The following is a 17,449-nucleotide window of genomic DNA, read 5'->3' on the forward strand; positions in this document are numbered from 1 at the left end:
CCAGGAAGAAGTCTTTTCGTATCCTTGCCAAGAACAGTTTAGAAAGCGATTTTCCCGCTAACACCACTGCGACCAATGCCACGACCCCTCAGACTCCCCCTCTAAATTCTCCGCAGCAACGCTTTAGTGGCCTAGACGGACTACGGGCAATCGCGGTTATTTTTGTGCTTGTTTACCATCTCACACCGGGATTTTTGCGCGGGGGATTCATCGGAGTCGACATCTTCTTTGTCATCAGCGGCTTTCTTATCACCAGTCTTCTCCTGCGCGAAAAAGCAAAAAAAGGGAAAATCTTTCTTTTCAATTTCTGGCAGCGGCGAGCAAGGCGTCTCCTCCCCGCACTCGCCCTGGTTGTACTGGTGTGCAGTGCGATCGCTTTTTTGGTGGGCGGTGACACCCTGGTTAATCTGGGGCCCCAAATCGTAGGAGCGGCGACGTTTAGTAGCAACTGGATCTACATCGCTCACGGCGGAAGCTACTTCACACAAGACACCCCCGAGCTTTTTCGAAACCTCTGGTCACTTGCCGTCGAGGAACAGTTCTATATCATCTGGCCTCTTGCCCTCATACTGCTTCTGCTCCTCCGTAAACACCGAGCAAGAATTATCATTGTGGCGCTGCTGGGAATAACATCCGCGCTCCTGATGGCTCTAAACTACACCTCGGATCTCGACCCCACCCGCGTATATTTTGGCTCCGACACCCACAGTTTTGGCCTTTTTATTGGTGCTGGACTCGCGCTCATTCTCAGCCCCTACCACGGCAACACAGCCTCAGCTCATCTCTCCCCAACAGAGATTCGTACTGCCTCACCCCTACTCGTCTGGGGGATGGCCCTCCTGAGTGGTTCTGTGCTTATTGCCAGCGCCGTGTGGCTACAAGAAGAGGGAGGATTCACCTACGAGGGTGGGCTCCTCATTGTCAGCCTGGCTAGCGCAGGCCTTATCTGGGCCGCGGTCAACCCCGTTACTTCACTCGGACGGATGCTTGATGTTGCACCGCTACGATACGTGGGGGAAAGATCCTACGGACTCTATCTCTGGCACTGGCCGCTGTTTGTGCTCATTAACGCTATGCTGCAGCCCCGCGGAACAAACCCCTGGATCATCGGTATTCTCACGCTTATCCTCACGGTTATTCTTGCGCACCTTTCCTATCGATTCCTTGAGCAACCCGCACGTCGCCTCGGACTGCGCGGGAGCCTCCGGGCCGCACTCAACTCTGTCTCCCAGAGCAGAATGCGCTTTCTCACAAGCACCATACTAGCCACCGTGTTTCTCGCAGGCATCGTGGGGAGCACAGCAGCAATCACGGTGAGCAGCAGCACAAACTCAGCCACAGCAAACATTCTTCGAGGCGAAAAAGTCCTGAAAGAATCAGGCCCGACCCACAAAGAGGGTGTCCCCCCGAAGGAAAGCCCCACCCCCGAGGGAACGGCCCCCTCCTCCTCTGACGCCCCCGGTGCCCCTCAACACCCGCAACACCCGCAACAAACCACTCCCCCCTCCATTGCAAAGCCCAATCCTCTCCCCCCGGGGACACAAATCACAGCCATCGGTGATTCGGTAATGCTCGCAAGCGCTCCCGAATTACAGAGCATGTTTCCCGGGATCACAATCGATGCAACGGTTTCCCGAGGCCTCGACGCCGGAGTGAGCATCGCTCAAACACTGGCGGAATCTGGCCAGCTACGTGAGGTTGTGGTTATTGGTCTCGGGACGAACGGCCCCATTAAAGACTCTTCCCTGGAAGAGCTCCACTCGATAGCGGCGGGTAGGCTCATCATTCTCATGACCGCCTACGCTCCACGACAGTGGATTCCCGGGGTTAACGACGCTCTCGCCGCGTTTACTACCCGCTACAATAACGTCGAGCTCGGTCAGTGGCACAATATCATTGCCGCGCACACCAATACGCTTGCGGGGGATCAAATACATCCGGGACAGGAGGGCGGAGAGTTATACGCCGGCGCGGTAAGACTCGCGCTGCAGAAGCTGGTGGATAGGCAGGAATCTCCCCCGGATAATCCCTTTGGGATACGCTGAGCCTCTGAACTCGTTGAATACCCCAAACAGGACGCACCGGGGCCGTAGAGCAAAGTCTCCGCCATAAAATCCGAGCGTTAAACAGCAATTGCCCCGAACCACACTCGGCGATTCGGGGCAATTACACGACCACGATGGGGTCAATACACTACTTGGCTTCGTTTGCCTCGTTAGTCTGTGCCTCTTCAGCGGCTGCAGACTCCCCAGCGGGAGCAGCTTCCTCAGCGGCGGTCTCCTCGGCTGGAGCCTCATCAGCTACAGGCTCCTCAACTACCTGAGCTTCCTCAACCTTTTCAGCTGCTGGCTTGGACTTCTTGGGTTTGGCATTAACCGGCTCAAGAACGAGCTCGATAACCGCCATAGAAGCATTATCACCCTTGCGGAAACGGGTTTTAATAACTCGTGTGTAACCACCCTCACGTTCCGCCATCTGCGGTGCGATCTCGGTAAAGAGTTCGTGAACAACGCCTCTATCTGTAATCGTACGCAGAACACGACGGCGTGCGTGTAGATCCCCACGCTTTGCGAAGGTAATAAGACGCTCAGCGTAGGGCTTCAGGCGCTTAGCCTTGGTCTCAGTGGTTTCGATGCTCTTGTGGGTGAATAGTGCGGTAGCAAGATTCGCAAGCATCAAGCGCTCGTGCGCTGGTCCACCACCGAGGCGGGGTCCCTTTGTTGGTCTAGGCATTTTAGTTTCTCTCTGGGATAAAAGGGGTAAAAGTTATTAGAACTAGTTGGACTCTTCGTCGTAGCTATAGAACTGTGCACCGTCAAAACCGGGTACCGCATCTTTGAGCGACAGCCCAAGGTCAACCAGCTTATCGCGAACCTCAAACACCGACTTTTGACCAAAGTTACGAATGTTCATGAGCTGCGCCTCGGAGAGGGCAACCAATTCGCTGACCGTATTAATACCCTCGCGCTTGAGGCAGTTGTAGCTACGAACAGAAAGATCAAGATCTTCAATCGGAATTGCCAACTCGTTGCTGAGAACCGCGTCAACCGGCGCGGGACCAATCTCAACACCTTCTGCGGCGGTGTTCAGCTCGCGGGCGAGACCGAACAACTCAACCAGGGTGCTACCGGCAGACGCGATGGCGTCGCGAGGGGTAATAGCTGGTTTCGTCTCGACATCAACAACTAGACGATCGAAGTCAGTACGCTCACCGGCACGGGTTGCCTCCACACGGTAGGTAACTTTAAGCACTGGCGAGTAGATCGAGTCGATCGGGATTCGACCAACCTCGGCCTCCTCGTTACGGTTTTGAGTCGCCGAAACGTAGCCACGACCACGCTCAATGGTGAGCTCGAGTTCGAACTGAGCCTTGTCGTTCAAAGTTGCAATAACAAGCTCAGGGTTGTGCACCTCAACACCCGCGGGGGCTGAGATGTCGGCCGCAGTTACCTCACCGGCTCCGGTTTTACGGAGATATGCGGTGATGGGCTCATCGTGTTCACTAGACACGACCAGGCCTTTAATATTGAGGATTATCTCGGTCACATCCTCCGCGACACCGGGGATGGTGGTGAACTCGTGGGAGACACCTTCAAAACGGACGCTAGTGGCCGCTGCACCGGGAATCGATGACAGCAGTGTGCGACGGAGAGAGTTCCCCAGGGTGTAACCAAAACCAGGCTCAAGGGGTTCGATCACAAAACGTGAGCGGAACTCCGAAATGTTATCTTCAGTCAGAGTGGGTCGCTGTGCAATGAGCACTGTTATGTCCTTTCGGCCAGGAGTCCGCTATATGACTCCTGCGTTAGCGTTGATGTTAAGTTATGTAGTGCGCCGAATCCACAACTCGGGTTCGGCGCACAAACGTAGTGAGGTATAAGAGCGACTCTTTTAGACTCGGCGACGCTTAGGCGGGCGGCAACCGTTGTGTGCCTGCGGGGTGACATCGGTGATTGAACCAACCTCAAGACCCGCCGCCTGCAACGAACGAATCGCGGTTTCACGGCCCGAACCGGGACCCTTAACAAAAACGTCAACCTTCTTCATGCCGTGTTCCTGAGCCTGGCGAGCTGCGGACTCCGCTGCGAGCTGAGCGGCAAAAGGAGTCGACTTACGCGACCCTTTAAAACCAACTCCGCCCGAGGAGGCCCAACTCACCACCGCACCGTTTGTGTCGGTAATTGAAACAATGGTGTTGTTGAAGGTGGACTTAATGTGAGCCTGTCCGGCTGCAATGTTCTTTTTGTCTTTGCGACGCGGCTTACGAGTAGCCGCCTGTGGTGTTGCCATGTTTTCTCCTAAAACTTATTGGCTTTTAGCCCGCTGGCTAACTACTTCTTCTTACCGGCTACCGTACGCTTTGGTCCCTTACGGGTGCGTGCGTTGGTTTTGGTGCGTTGTCCGCGAACGGGCAAACCACGACGGTGACGAAGTCCCTCGTAGCTACCGATCTCGACCTTACGGCGGATGTCCGCTGCAACTTCACGACGCAGGTCACCTTCAACCTTGAAGTGACTCTCAATGTAGTCACGGAGGGCAACAAGCTGCTCATCGGTTAGGTCTTTAACGCGAGTGTCTTTGTCGATTTTGGTGTCGGCAAGGGTTTTGAGAGCGCTTGCGCGCCCTACCCCGTACACGTAAGTGAGTGCAATTTCCACGCGTTTTTCGCGCGGAATGTCAACGCCTGCTAGACGTGCCATAGTGGCTTCTCCTCAATAGTGAGTGGAGGTATGTCACAACACCTGTGCCCCAGCCTCCAACCGAGGGTGTCCCCCGCACACACAAGAGCGGGTTCTGATGTTGCTTGGTTTTCTCTATTCAATTGTGGGATGTGTGAACAGGTTCACACTCCGTTTGCTAGCCCTGGCGCTGTTTGTGGCGAGGGTTATCACAGATAACCATGACACGTCCGTTACGACGGATCACCTTACATTTGTCACAAATTTTCTTGACGCTGGGATTAACCTTCATTTTTTATCCTTGTTTCGCTGTCCTCGTGCCCGCGGAATGCCACGGGCCGTTACTTACAGCATTCTTACTTTAGCTTGAGTTGCGTGTGTCTACTTGTATCGATAAACGATACGACCACGGCTGAGATCGTACGGGGTCAACTCTACAATCACCCGATCCTCGGGGAGAATACGGATGTAGTGCTGACGCATTTTGCCCGAAATATGCGCGAGTATGGTGTGCCCGTTCGTAAGTTCAACACGGAACGTGGCGTTGGGCAGAGCCTCAACAACCTGGCCCTCCATCTCGATGACGCCCTCTTTTTTGGCCATAGCCTCACTGTCGCTCAAGTTAATGATGAATACTGGTCATGCGTATGGTGCCCCCACCTAAATAGACAAAGCACCAACGAGCTATCTTACCCCGTAAGACTCCGCCTTGTCTACTTTTGCGAGGGCCCCCTTGGGCCTCTATCCGGCCGCTACCGCCGCAACCCGATCACGAACCGCGGCAAATAGCGGATGATTTGACGCAAGCCCCGTGATTTGTTCGGTTACCTCATCGGCACCGCGTCCGTCCCGGACCGAATCGAGGAGCGCCCGTAATTCAACACTCTCGGGATCGTCCGCAACGTCAAAACGAAGCAGTGCTCCCACGGCATCCACAAGCGATTCGGTCGCAATCCCACGTTCAGCAAGCTCCGCAGCGGGGCCGATAAAGCGTTCGTGACGTGAGACCTTACGCAGCGGCTGACGCCCCACACGCCCCACGGTATCCACCAGGTGCGGGTTCGCAAAACGCGTGAGAATCTTTTGTAGATACTCCTCCTGCACCGCAGGATCAAAATCGTGTTTTGCGACAATAAGGGCCTTGGTCTCCTGCAGTACAGAGTAAACACGGGCCCGGATCTCCGGGTCGAGCAGAGCCTCGGCAAGTCCCGAGTATCCCGCGACAAAGCCGTAGTATGCGGTGGTTGCGTGGCCGGTGTTAACCGTAAAGAGCTTACGCTCAATATAGGGTTTCAGGTCGGGCACCCAGGTCACACCTGGAATCTCCAGGGTATCACCTTGGAACGGCGCGGCCTCAATCGCCCACTCAAAATAAGATTCCACCGTCACGTCAAGACCGGCATCGACTGCCTGTCCCGGAACGATACGATCCACTGCCGTGTTGGCAAAAATCGCACGCGCAGACAATTCCTGCCACTCCTCGGGGGTGGAGATATCGCGAAGGTGATCACGCAGAATGTCCGTTGCCCCAATTGCATTTTCACAGGCCATTACAACGAGTGGTGAAGCATCCACCGCTCGCCTCTGAAGACCGGCTTTGATGGTTGGAGCCACAAAACGCAAGATGTTCGGCCCCACCGCAGTTGTCACCACGTCGGAGTGAGCGATCGCATCCGCAACCTCTGCCTCATGAGTGGCGCTGTTGAGGGCGTGAAACCCGGTGATCTCATGCGTCTGCGAGTTTTCGCCCACCTCGTGAACCGTGTAACCCGTGGCGTTAGCAAGCTGATCGATCAACTCGGCATTCACATCGGCAAACGTCAGCTCATAACCGGCGCGGCTCAGAAGGAAACCAACAAAGCCGCGCCCGATATTTCCCGCACCAAAGTGGAGAGCTTGTTTCACTCGTTCACATCCTCAAGGAGTGCAAAAATCTCTGCGCTGTCGGCGGCATCAATAAGTTTTTGCACATCGGTCTCGTCCGAGAAGACGATAGCGATCTTCGAGAGAATCTCGAGATGCTCATCGCCGATCCCGGCGATACCAACCACAAACCGAACCTCGTGGCCGTCCCAGTCGATCGGTTTTTCATACCGAATAACAGAGAGTCCCGAACGAACAATAGTTTCTTTTGCCTCGTTTGTTCCGTGTGGAATGGCGAGGAAGTTACCCATATAGGTCGAGACCGAAGCCTCTCTGTCGAACATGGCGTCCACATAGGCCGGAAGTACCGCGCCTGATTCCACCAAAATGTTACCGACCTCACGAATGGCCTCATCTCGTGTTGTCGCCGTTCCCGGCACACGGATGACACGCGTATTAAGAATATCCGAAGACACTATTTACTCCTCTATTCTCCCGTTGGGCGTGACTCTTGCTGAGAGACTATCTCAGCAATGATCTCGTCGTACCGGGGGCTGGCCATAAAGTTCTCAACCGAAATGTGACGGGTGAGGGGCGCCTGTCCCTGCGCACGCGGCGTGAGATCCTGCTGCGTAATAATGACGTCCGTCTCGCCCTCAACCAGGTTAGCAATCGCCTTATTTGTCACAGTGATGTTTGTCACACCGGCTTTTTTGAGCTTGTTCCGAAGGACAGAAGCACCCATAGCGCTCGACCCCATGCCCGCATCGCAGGCAAAGATGACACTCGAGATGGGGGTAACGGTGGCGGTCGCAACCGCCACCGGGGCCGCTTCTGCTTCCACAGTGCCCTCTCCAAGCAGCGAACCAACCCGGCTTCCGCCAACCTTATTCTCGGCATTCTGCTGCACAGCATCCGCCAACTTGTTTTCACCAGCAGCCTCTGCGGCCAGGTCGCGAGCACGGCTCGCGCGAAGGATAACGGCGGCCACCAGGAACGAGACGGTTGCGGACAGTATCACCGAGAGAATCACCCCGAGGTAGCTATCGCTTGCGGTTTGCACCAGGATTGCAAAGATGCTTCCAGGGGCCGCAGGAGCGCGCAGTCCGGCGTCAAAGATCATGTTGGTGGCCACACCGGTGGCGCCACCGGCAATAGCGGCCAGCAGCAGCATGGGCTTCATCAGCACGTAGGGGAAATAAATCTCGTGAATTCCACCAAAGAACTGGATGATGATCGCACCGGGCGCGCTCGCCCGAGCCAGTCCCACGCCAAAGATGGCAAACGCGAGAAGGATTCCCACACCGGGACCGGGGTTTGCTTCCAGGAGGAAGAGGATCGACTTACCGGCTTCACTTGCCTGCTCCGTACCCAGGGGGGTGAGTACACCGTGGTTAATCGCGTTGTTCAGGAAGAACACCTTTGCCGGTTCGATCAGGATGCTGGTCACGGGAAGAAGCCCCGTCTCAATCAGCCAGTTCACCCCGCCACCCAGCACACTGGTAATCCAGGTCACAGCCGGACCGATCCCGTAGTACCCGCCGATGGCAAGAATGAACCCGGTGATTCCCGCCGAGAACATGTTCACCAGCATCTCGAAGCCGGGCTTAATCTTGCCATCCCAAAGGGCGTCAAGTTTCTTCATGATCCATCCGGCAAGCGGACCCAGGATCATCGCTCCAATAAACATGTGGTTATCGGGGGCCGCCACGATCGCACCCATAAGCGCGATTGACGCAACAACACCACCGCGTACCCCGTGCACCATGTTTCCACCGGTGTTGGCGATCAGCAGGGGCAAGAGGTAGTGAATGGTCGGCCCTACGATCTGGGCAAGATCCGCGTTGGGGGTCCACCCAACCGGGATGAAAAAGGCCGTGATGAGACCCCACGCAATAAACGCGGGGATATTTGGCATCACCATTCCGCTAAGGAAGGTACCAAACTTTTGTATCCCTACACGAGCTCCACCGCGGGTGGTTTCCGCAGATGTCGTCATTATGATTCCTGTGCTTTCTTCTGTGTCTCCGCAACAACAGCCGCTCGCGCGGTCTGTGCATCTTCTGCGTCGAGTGCTATCAAGGCCAGACGCTGGGCCTCGTTAAGAGTGTGTTGTAACAGCTCGGCCCGAACATCGGCGAGCGCAGCGGGTGACATGGAGAGGCTTGTTGCCCCGAGCCCCGCCAAAACAACAGCTAGTAGTGGGTCAGCCGCGGCCTCGCCGCAGATTCCCACAGGTTTCCCCGCTTCTTTTCCGGCTTCCGCCACCGTTTTCACCAGCTGTAAAACAGCCGGGTGCCACGGATCCTGTAGCGCGGCAACGCTTCCAAGCATCCGATCCGCCGCCATGGTGTATTGCGTCAGATCGTTGGTGCCGATCGAGACAAAGGCGGCATCACGAAGAATGTGCTTGGCAGTAATTGCCGCTGCCGGAACCTCCACCATCACACCGACGGTAGAGAGCCCCAATTCGTGAGCGAGTTCTGTAAAATAGCGGGTCTCCTCCACCGTGGAGATCATGGGCGCCATTACCCAGAGATCCGCTTCGGTGGCGGCGTCCGCCTCCGCGAGAGCAGTAAGCTGCTCCCGCAGGATGTCTTCGTTGGTGCGCAGCGCGCGAAACCCTCTGAGCCCTAGGGCCGGGTTTTCTTCACGCTCGGGGTTCAAAAAGGAGAGGGGCTTATCCGCTCCCGCATCGAGCAGACGCACAACTACTTTCTGTCCAGGGAAGGCCGCAAGAAGTTCCTGATATTTCTCGCGCTGCTCCTGAATAGTGGGGGCGCTGACGGCATCGAGAAAAAGAAATTCGGTGCGAAACAGCCCCACACCCTCCGCGCCGGCCTCAAGTGCGGCGGGGATTGCTCCGGCCGACCCAAGATTTGCAAGTAGGGGGATAAGAGTACCATCGGCAAGAGCACCGGGGGTACTGGGGGCCGTTGCAGCCTCACGCCTCCGATCGCGCTCCTCGCGAGCGGCTTGCTGCTCAGCTTCTTCCGGATCCACGGTGATGGTTCCCGTTGCCGCATCAACAATCACGGTGGTTCCATCGCTCAGGTCGAGCGCACCCTCGGCGCCAACAACGGCGACTATCGCCTTCTCACGCGCCAGGATGGCGGTGTGCGCGGTGGGTCCGCCGTCACTCGTAACCAGCGCAAGCACCTTGGTGAGGTCAAGCAGGGCGGTGTCTGCGGGAGCCAGATCACGAGCCACCAGAACGAATGGTTCGTCAGACACGGGCACTCCCGGTGCGGGCAGGCCCCGAAGGTGGGCAATGGTGCGACCCGACACGTCGTTCAGGTCGGCTGCGCGCTCGGCCATGTAACCGCCCAACCCGATGAGCATGTCTCTGAACGTTCCAAACGCTGTCCAGACCGCTGTTTCAGCGGTCTTTCCCAGCGACAATAGATCGTCAATTGAGGTCATGAGGCTGGGATCCTGCGCCATAAGCGCCTGCGCTTCGAGGATCTCCCGGGCAGATCCACCCGCCTTCGCGCCGCGAACATTCAGCTCGGCAGCAACAAATGCCAGCGATTCCGAGGCACGCTTATGTTCCTGCTCCACGGTAAGTTCGCTGATGGTGTCGATCGGAGCGGGCATCGGATCGGGCATTCGCAGCACGTTTCCCACCGCGAGATGACGGCCTATTCCAATGCCGTGAAGATAACTTGTGGTTGCGGTCATGATTATGCGTCGTGATCCGTCTCAAGAAAGGTCACCAGGTCGGTCAACACGGCATCACTATTGTCACCCGTAACCGTCACTATAACCTCGTCGCCGTGGCTCAGCCCCAGCGCAATAATGCTGAGAATGCTGGCCGCGTTAACCGGGTTTCCACCGGGCTTAGCTATTGTTACCTCGGCACCGCTGGCAACGACCGCCTGGGTAAAGAGAGAAGCAGGACGTGCGTGCAGGCCTTCTTTTGACAAAATAGTTACGGTTTTTTCCGCCATGATCTCAGCTTTCGTAGTCTTAATATATTTGCGGTCAGATTATGTGTTAATCGTTGAGGACGGAGAGCACCAGGTCAAGCGCGGCATTCCCGTCACGCTCACGAACAACTCTCTCGGAGAGGATAACCACACGGGCCAGAGGATATTCCCGAGCCACAATATCTCGCTGATTTGCGAGGTGTGAACCCAGAAGAATGATGTCCCCCGGACCGTGATCCCTCAGCAACAAGATGGTTGATGCGGAGAGCACGTATTCCGATTTGGGCATACGCGAGCGCATGGCCTCGGTCATGCTCTGCACCAAGAAAGTACTTGACACACCCGCACCGCACACCACGGTTACCCTAGACACGTCTTCTCCTGTCAATCCCCATTTGTTTCCCCAGCTTTTCATTATCCCTCTCCCATACGAGGGCTTCCAGTAGAGGATTTTCCTCACATTAGGAAACTTCCACCCGATAAACTTTCCGCCCCGTCCCCGTGCTTTTCAGAAACAAAGCATAAACTGTTTTCGTGTCCATCGAGAGAGCCCACAAGCTTGTTGCCTATCTGGCTGCCGCTGAGAGCTGGGTTACCGCCGATGAGCTTGCCAATTCCCTCGGTGTCACCACCCGTTCCGTGCGCAACTATGCGGCCACCGTCCGCGAACTCTACGCACCCTTTGAGGTTGTCGAGGCGAGCAGCCGGGGGTACCGAATCGCGCGGGACGACTACCAGCAATTCCTCAAGGCCCACGATGCCTCTTCCGCCATCGAACCACAGATTGCAGAACGTCCCAGTGATCGCCAGGCTTCGCTCATCACACGTCTCCTAAACGAGCGTCAACCTATGGATGTTCACACGATAGCTTCCGAATACTTTGTCAGCGAGTCTACGATTGAGGCGGATCTTCGCCGCATCCGCCCCGCACTCGAAAGCTCACACCTCTCACTCAAGCGCTCCGGCTCCGACGTGAGCATCATGGGAACCGAACTGGACAAACGACGCGTCCTGGCTTCCCTCTATCTCAAGGAGCTCACCAACAATGTGATAGACCTCGCTCACGTGCAATCGCACTTTGCCACACCACCTCTCGGTCCGCTCAAAACTCGGGTTATCGAGCTGCTACAACGGGACGGCCTCAGCGCTAACGATTTTGGCCTGAGCAGTGTACTTCTGAGCGCTGCGATCGCGGGCGCCCGCGTGCGTTCGGGGTTTTTACTTCCCGAAAGTGCCAGCGGTTACGTGGTTACCCCACCACCCGTTGTTTCTCCCGCGGTTATCGAGATGGCGCACACCATCTTTGGCGCAGTCGCCGAACCTCCGGAAAGCACAGGGCTCAGCGGATCTGAATCGAGCCGGTCATTCCTCGACAGGCCTCAGCCAAATACCCCCCGATCAAACGAGCTTCAGGCAGGCGTACCCCTGCCCGGTTGGCCTCCGTGCAGCGAGACCCAACACATCGCACACCTCTTTGAAGCTCAGGTGGTCCGTCGTCCCGGCCAGGCACCAGAACACCTCGGCTCCCTCCTCAATAGCGAGGCAGATTCAGGACCCCTCCCAGCCTCGTCCTCAATCAGACCGCAGGTTGCAGAAATCGTTCACAACGCCAGCTCCCACTTCACTCTCGACCTCTCGGACGACGCTTTCATTGACAGACTTACCGAACACGTTACGCACGTCATCGAGCGGGCAAAAGGACGCCTCTCCTCCCCCAACCCCATGACCCAGTCGCTTAAAGAAAGCTATCCCACCGTATACGAGGTCGCGGTGTTCCTCGCGGATAAGATAGGTCGCAGCTTTAACGCGACACTTGATGAAAATGAAATTGCGTTTTTAGCACTGCACGTCGGCTCACACCTAGAGCGAGTCTCTCCCCGTACCAAACGTCTGAGCTGTGTTTTTGTCTGTCCCGACTACTACGGGATGCACCTTTTTCTTCGCAATCGCATCGAACAGGAGCTTCACGACGTCCTAGAAATCACCTCGGTCATCACTCGCACCGACGTCGACTGGGCTCGCATCGATGCCGATATCGTGCTCTCAACAATCCCGGTGCCTCCGGCCCTCCCGGATGTTTTACACATTCAACCTTTTTTGACGGAGGAGGACAAGGAGCGTATTCGCTACCGTGCTTCTCGAATCCATCGACGCGATAAACGTCACGAGCTCAAAAAACGACTACTGCGCTATCTCTCACCCAACCTCTTCACCACTGAGCTTGCCGCACAGGACGCAACAGAGGCTATCCGCGCCCTAGGAAACCTCCTCATTAAGCAGGGAGTTGTCGAAGAGTCCTATGTGAACGACGCACTCGAGCGGGAGCGGATGTCTTCCACCGCTTTTGGCGAACTCATCGCCGTTCCCCACGCAATGAACATGACCGCACACAGAACCGCAATAGCGATCTCTGTGTCAAAAACGGCAATTCCGTGGGGAGAAAGCCGCGTTCAAATAGTGGCCTTTGTGGCTTTCTCAGCGGATGACCGCGAAGACTTCCAAACGGTTTTTGATCAACTGGTTAAAGTGTTCAGCGCTCGCAGCGAAACACAGCAGATCATCCGCTCGTCAGACTCCTTTGAAACGTTCCTGGAGGCGCTCAGCGGTGTTATGGGCGAGTAGCGACCCTTACGCTCTTTTTACAGACTCAAAAAAGGCCACAAAAGCACTGTTATCGCTGGGAGGTCCGCTATAGACCGAGCCGTTCACAATGATGGTGGGGGTTCCTCGAACCGCGTTAATCTCGGTTGTTGCCGCGAGTGGTCCGGACAGAGCTTTTTCTTGCTGTTCGGTGAGCCATCCCGTGAATGTTCCATCTTGAATACAGCTATCAACACCGTGAATATCCAGACTCTGAGCTTCTTGCTGAAGTTTTGCGATGTCCCAAGAACCCGGGTCAAGAGCAAACACAGCCTGGTTGAACTCAAGCATTGCATCCGGCTGGTGGTCAGCCACACACACCAGGGCGTTTGCCGCGCTCAGTGATGCTTGACTTTGGCCCCGATCTAGAAAGTAAAGGGGGTGCAACCGAACGGTAGCGGTATTGGTTTCGACCAGGCTCTGCAAAAAACTGCCGTTTGTCTTTTCGAAATCGAGGCAGTGTCCACACTGAAAATCTAACCAGACATCGATCTCGTTGGGCCCCGACCCCGCAACCAATCCACCGTCCTGTGTGTTGGCGGGAGCAACCACCGTGGAAGAGGGGGTGCTCGCGGTGGTCTCTGTTTCTCCACCGTATCCCGCACACGCGCTCACGGCCAATAGCACGAGGATAGAGCCAGCGGCACCTGTAGTTAGTCGAAATAATCTAGGCACAATGTTCCTTTCAGGAAGCATTCAATAGTCTTATAACTACTAGCTTATGGGAACAGGCCGAACTCCTAAAGGTTTTAGTGCAGATTCACCACCATCTGGGGCGGTTAACACCCAAATACCAGCTTTGTGGACGGCAACACTGTGCTCCCAATGTGCCGCGGAGAGTCCATCTACCGTGGCTACAGTCCACTCATCGTCCCGAACAAACGTATCGGTAGAACCCACCACCACCATGGGTTCAATCGCAACCACAAGGCCGGGCTTTACCTCGGGTCCACGCCTATGAACCCGATAGTTGTAAACGGGAGGCTCTTCATGCATGGATCGGCCAATCCCGTGTCCAATATAGTCGGTCAGTATTCCGTAGTTGCCCTGCGACTCAATGTAGTCCTGGATCGCCTCCCCCACCTCATTGAGGTGTTTTGCGCGAGCAAGACGAGCGATTCCTCTCCACAGTGACTGTTCGGTCACCTCGGAAAGACGCTGGCGTTCGGCAACAAGTTCTGGACGAGTTGGGTCGGGAAGAACAACGGTGAACGCTGAATCACCGTTCCACCCGCCAATCTCCGCCCCACTATCAATCGACACAATGTCTCCGGGTTGAAGCACACGATCGTTAGGGATGCCGTGAACCACGTCCTCGTTCACCGAGGCACATATTGTGTGGCGGTATCCCGGAACCTGCTTAAAATTAGATCGCGCGCGCCTCTCGGCCAAGGCGGCCTCTGCCGCCGCGTTTACACTCAGAGTTGTTGCACCCGGCACAATCGCCATGCGGGCTGCCTCAAGCGAGGCTGCTGTTGCAAGCCCGGGAGCAACCATCTGCCGCAGCTGCTCGGGGGTCTTATAGATTGACTTACGAAAAATACTCACACCAACACAGCACTTTTGCTAGGCAACCGCGGCAAGTCCAAGCACAGCCGTAATGCGTGCAAAAACCTCGTCAACCGTTCCAATGCCGTCCACCCGAACCACGAGCTTACGCTCGTCATAGGTCTTAATAAGGGGTTCGGTCTGGGCCGCGTACACGTCCTGACGGTGCCTAATGATCTCTTCCGTATCGTCAGAGCGCCCCTGCTCCTGCGCACGCTTCAGCAAACGCGCAACAACAGCATCGGTATCGGCCTCAAGCAACACGACCACATCTAATTGATGACCGGAGGCTGCAAGAATGCGATCCAACTCCACGACCTGTTCGGGGGTACGGGGATAACCGTCAAGCAAAAAACCACCGAGCGCGTCATGCCAGGCGAGACGATCGGCCACAATCTTGTTGGTGAGCTCATCCGGAACGTATGATCCGCTATCAACAATCGCTTTAACCTGAACGCCAAGCTCAGTTTTTTCCCTAATATTTTCGCGGAAAATATCTCCGGTAGAGATAGCGGGAACTCCTAGACGTTTGGCAAGAAGGGCCGCTTGAGTTCCCTTACCAGCACCGGGCGGGCCGATGATAAGAAGACGATACACACTCATTTATTTAAGAAGTCCCTCATAGTGACGCTGCTGCAACTGCGCGTCAATCTGCTTCACGGTCTCAAGACCGACACCCACGATAATAAGAATCGAGGCTCCACCGAAGGGGAAGTTTTGGTTAGCCTGCACCAGCGAGAGGGCGATCAGCGGGATCAGAGCGACGATACCCAGGTAGAGAGAGCCGGGGAAGGTGATGCGTGTAAGAACGTAATCCAGGTACTCAGCAGTGGGGCGTCCCGCGCGAATACCGGGGATGAAGCCACCGTATTTCTTCATATTCTCGGCGACCTCTTCGGGGTTAAACGTGATCGCGACGTAGAAGAAAGTAAAGCCAACGATGAGGATGAAGTAAAGAAGCATGTAGAGCGGATGGTCACCCTGGGTGAGGTAGTTAGAAATCCACACGACCCACTCTGCGGGCTCTTCACCCGCCTGCGGCTGGTTAAACTGCGCGATAAGGGCCGGCAGATAAAGCAGCGAAGAGGCGAAGATAACGGGAACAACACCGGCCATATTCACTTTAATGGGGATATAGGTGTTGTTTCCACCGTAGGTACGGCGGCCCACCACACGTTTGGCATACTGCACAGGGATACGGCGTTGTGACTGTTCCACAAACACAACCAACCCGATGATGACGATACCCACCGCGATAACAAGCAGGAAGACCTCAAAGCCCTGTGACTGCTGAATAGCCCAGAGAGAGCTGGGAAACTGTGCAGAGATCGAGGTGAAGATCAGGAGGGACATTCCGTTACCAACACCGCGCTCCGTGATGAGCTCGCCCATCCACATGATGAGACCCGTTCCCGCAGTCATGGTCACAACCATGAGCAGAACAGCGTACCACGAGTTATTTGTGAGTAGGTTTGCACATTCGGTCTGCGTGTTCGCTCCAAAGAGAAGACCGCTACGGGCAACCGTAATGAGCGTTGTGGACTGAAGAACGGCCAGAGCAATGGTGAGGTAGCGCGTGTACTGGGTGAGGCGGCTCTGACCCGCCTGCCCTTCTTTGTGAAGCGCCTCAAAGTGAGGAATCACCACACGAAGTAGCTGGGTAATAATCGAGGCCGTGATGTACGGCATGATTCCCAGCGCAAAAATTGAAAGTTGTAGAAGCGCTCCACCGCTGAAGAGGTTAACCAGCTCGTAGAGCCCGGAGGTGTTCTGGTTCACGGCAAGACACGATTGCACATTTCCAAAATCGACAAATGGCGCGGGTATGAACGACCCCAGGCGGAAAATCGCGATGATTCCCAGGGTGAACCCAATCTTGCGTCGCAGATCTGGTGTTCGGAAAATTCGACCGATAGCGCTGAACAAAAAAGCCTCCTGCTTTTGTTTACCGTTTCTCCCAACGGCGGGGTGAGCTAACCAATTACTGAGCCTACACGTATTCTGCAGGCCTGTTAATGGCTAATGCGGGGCAATACTCAACACACCTGTAAAACCACAGTGTTTTGTGGCCCGAGTTTGTTGGTATTGCCCCACATACATGTATTTAGTTTACGGAACCGCCGGCAGCAACGATTTTCTGCTCAGCCGAACCGGAGACTTTGTCTACCGAAACGTTAAGCTTCACCGAAATATCGCCATCGCCAAGAACTTTGACCCGCTCGTTTTTACGAACAGCGCCCTTGGCAACCAGGTCACCAACGGTCACGTCACCACCCTGGGGGTATAGCTCTGCGAGCTTGTTCAGGTTAACAACCTGGAACTCGACACGGAAAGGGTTCTTAAACCCGCGCAATTTGGGGGTGCGCATGTGCAGCGGCATCTGCCCACCCTCGAAACCGGCGCGAACCTGGTAACGAGCCTTGGTTCCTTTGGTTCCACGACCCGCTGTTTTACCCTTGGAGGCCTCACCGCGACCCACACGGGTACGTTCTTTTTTTGCACCGGGTGCGGGGCGAAGGTGATGCATCTTCAGGACCTGCTCACGCGGCTCAGCGCTTTCGGCAGCTTTCTTAGCCTGAGCAGCCTTCTTAGCGGGTGCCTTCTTAGCCGGAGCCTCAGTGGTATCAGCCACAGCCTTCTTGGCCGAAGCTTCCTTGGCTGAGGTCTCCTTGGCCGGAGCCTTTTTAGCGGGAGCCTTCTTTGCCGCGGTAGCGGAAGACTCAGCAGTATCAGCCACAGCCTTCTTAGCGGGAGCCTTTTTTGCGGGGGCCTCTACGGACTCCACTTTTT

The 17,449-nt window shown here is 55.8% G+C and carries 19 protein-coding genes; 2 read left to right on the plus strand and 17 right to left on the minus strand.

Features of this window, described 5'->3' with window-relative positions; all coding sequences use genetic code 11:
- Positions 1-20: 20 nt before the first annotated feature.
- On the plus strand, positions 21-2,045 hold the full coding sequence (locus FrondiHNR_RS09645; RefSeq protein ID WP_279354527.1) for an acyltransferase family protein: 2,025 nt from the start codon (positions 21-23) through the stop codon (positions 2,043-2,045).
- 148 nt (positions 2,046-2,193) lie between these two features.
- On the opposite strand, the gene rplQ is transcribed toward FrondiHNR_RS09645, so the two are convergent.
- From rplQ to FrondiHNR_RS09705, 12 genes are all read right to left on the minus strand, one after another.
- Positions 2,194-2,733 carry a 50S ribosomal protein L17 gene (rplQ, locus tag FrondiHNR_RS09650; RefSeq protein WP_279352562.1) on the minus strand — a complete coding sequence of 180 codons (540 nt, stop codon included), beginning with the start codon at positions 2,731-2,733 and terminating at the stop codon, positions 2,194-2,196.
- A gap of 42 nt (positions 2,734-2,775) precedes the next feature.
- Positions 2,776-3,762, minus strand: a complete 987-nt coding sequence (locus FrondiHNR_RS09655) for a DNA-directed RNA polymerase subunit alpha (RefSeq protein WP_279352563.1) — start codon at positions 3,760-3,762, stop codon at positions 2,776-2,778.
- A 129-nt stretch (positions 3,763-3,891) separates the two neighbouring features.
- A complete protein-coding gene (gene rpsK, locus FrondiHNR_RS09660; RefSeq protein ID WP_279352564.1) occupies positions 3,892-4,290 on the minus strand; it encodes a 30S ribosomal protein S11 in 399 nt (132 codons plus the stop codon).
- A gap of 41 nt (positions 4,291-4,331) precedes the next feature.
- Positions 4,332-4,700, minus strand: a complete 369-nt coding sequence (gene rpsM / locus FrondiHNR_RS09665) for a 30S ribosomal protein S13 (protein WP_279352565.1) — start codon at positions 4,698-4,700, stop codon at positions 4,332-4,334.
- A 157-nt stretch (positions 4,701-4,857) separates the two neighbouring features.
- Positions 4,858-4,971: a 50S ribosomal protein L36 gene (gene rpmJ / locus FrondiHNR_RS09670; protein WP_090712353.1), complete on the minus strand. Its 114-nt coding sequence runs from the start codon at positions 4,969-4,971 to the stop codon at positions 4,858-4,860.
- Positions 4,972-5,060: 89 nt separating this feature from the next.
- Entirely contained in the window at positions 5,061-5,282 is a 222-nt protein-coding gene (gene infA, locus FrondiHNR_RS09675; protein WP_279352566.1) for a translation initiation factor IF-1, read from the minus strand.
- A gap of 138 nt (positions 5,283-5,420) precedes the next feature.
- Positions 5,421-6,584, minus strand: a complete 1,164-nt coding sequence (locus tag FrondiHNR_RS09680) for a mannitol-1-phosphate 5-dehydrogenase (protein ID WP_279352567.1) — start codon at positions 6,582-6,584, stop codon at positions 5,421-5,423.
- Entirely contained in the window at positions 6,581-7,018 is a 438-nt protein-coding gene (locus FrondiHNR_RS09685) for a PTS sugar transporter subunit IIA (RefSeq protein WP_279352568.1), read from the minus strand. The genes FrondiHNR_RS09680 and FrondiHNR_RS09685 overlap by 4 nt, the downstream gene beginning before the upstream one ends.
- An 11-nt stretch (positions 7,019-7,029) precedes the next feature.
- On the minus strand, positions 7,030-8,541 hold the full coding sequence (locus FrondiHNR_RS09690) for a PTS mannitol transporter subunit IICB (RefSeq protein ID WP_279352569.1): 1,512 nt from the start codon (positions 8,539-8,541) through the stop codon (positions 7,030-7,032).
- Positions 8,541-10,223 carry a phosphoenolpyruvate--protein phosphotransferase gene (gene ptsP, locus FrondiHNR_RS09695; RefSeq protein WP_279352570.1) on the minus strand — a complete coding sequence of 561 codons (1,683 nt, stop codon included), beginning with the start codon at positions 10,221-10,223 and terminating at the stop codon, positions 8,541-8,543. The genes FrondiHNR_RS09690 and ptsP overlap by 1 nt, the downstream gene beginning before the upstream one ends.
- A gap of 2 nt (positions 10,224-10,225) precedes the next feature.
- On the minus strand, positions 10,226-10,492 hold the full coding sequence (locus FrondiHNR_RS09700) for an HPr family phosphocarrier protein (RefSeq protein ID WP_279352571.1): 267 nt from the start codon (positions 10,490-10,492) through the stop codon (positions 10,226-10,228).
- A gap of 46 nt (positions 10,493-10,538) precedes the next feature.
- Entirely contained in the window at positions 10,539-10,844 is a 306-nt protein-coding gene (locus tag FrondiHNR_RS09705) for a hypothetical protein (RefSeq protein ID WP_279352572.1), read from the minus strand.
- 161 nt (positions 10,845-11,005) lie between these two features.
- Between FrondiHNR_RS09705 and FrondiHNR_RS09710 the strand changes: the two genes are divergently transcribed.
- Complete coding sequence (locus tag FrondiHNR_RS09710; RefSeq protein WP_279352573.1) at positions 11,006-13,093, plus strand: PTS sugar transporter subunit IIA; 2,088 nt, start codon at positions 11,006-11,008, stop codon at positions 13,091-13,093.
- A gap of 6 nt (positions 13,094-13,099) precedes the next feature.
- Here FrondiHNR_RS09710 and FrondiHNR_RS09715 read toward each other — a convergent pair whose 3' ends face one another.
- The 5 genes from FrondiHNR_RS09715 to rplO form a co-directional block, all read right to left on the minus strand.
- Positions 13,100-13,786: a thioredoxin domain-containing protein gene (locus FrondiHNR_RS09715; RefSeq protein ID WP_279352574.1), complete on the minus strand. Its 687-nt coding sequence runs from the start codon at positions 13,784-13,786 to the stop codon at positions 13,100-13,102.
- A 39-nt stretch (positions 13,787-13,825) separates the two neighbouring features.
- Entirely contained in the window at positions 13,826-14,653 is an 828-nt protein-coding gene (gene map, locus FrondiHNR_RS09720) for a type I methionyl aminopeptidase (RefSeq protein WP_279354528.1), read from the minus strand.
- A gap of 24 nt (positions 14,654-14,677) precedes the next feature.
- The gene (locus FrondiHNR_RS09725; RefSeq protein ID WP_279352575.1) at positions 14,678-15,262 is read right to left on the minus strand and encodes an adenylate kinase; all 585 of its coding nucleotides are present in this window, start codon (positions 15,260-15,262) and stop codon (positions 14,678-14,680) included.
- Entirely contained in the window at positions 15,263-16,585 is a 1,323-nt protein-coding gene (secY, locus tag FrondiHNR_RS09730) for a preprotein translocase subunit SecY (protein ID WP_279352576.1), read from the minus strand.
- 178 nt (positions 16,586-16,763) lie between these two features.
- A complete protein-coding gene (gene rplO, locus FrondiHNR_RS09735) occupies positions 16,764-17,396 on the minus strand; it encodes a 50S ribosomal protein L15 (protein WP_279354529.1) in 633 nt (210 codons plus the stop codon).
- Between the last annotated feature and the right edge of the window lie 53 nt (positions 17,397-17,449).

Origin of the sequence: Lysinibacter sp. HNR, assembly GCF_029760935.1 — a bacterium.
Lineage (GTDB): Bacteria > Actinomycetota > Actinomycetes > Actinomycetales > Microbacteriaceae > HNR.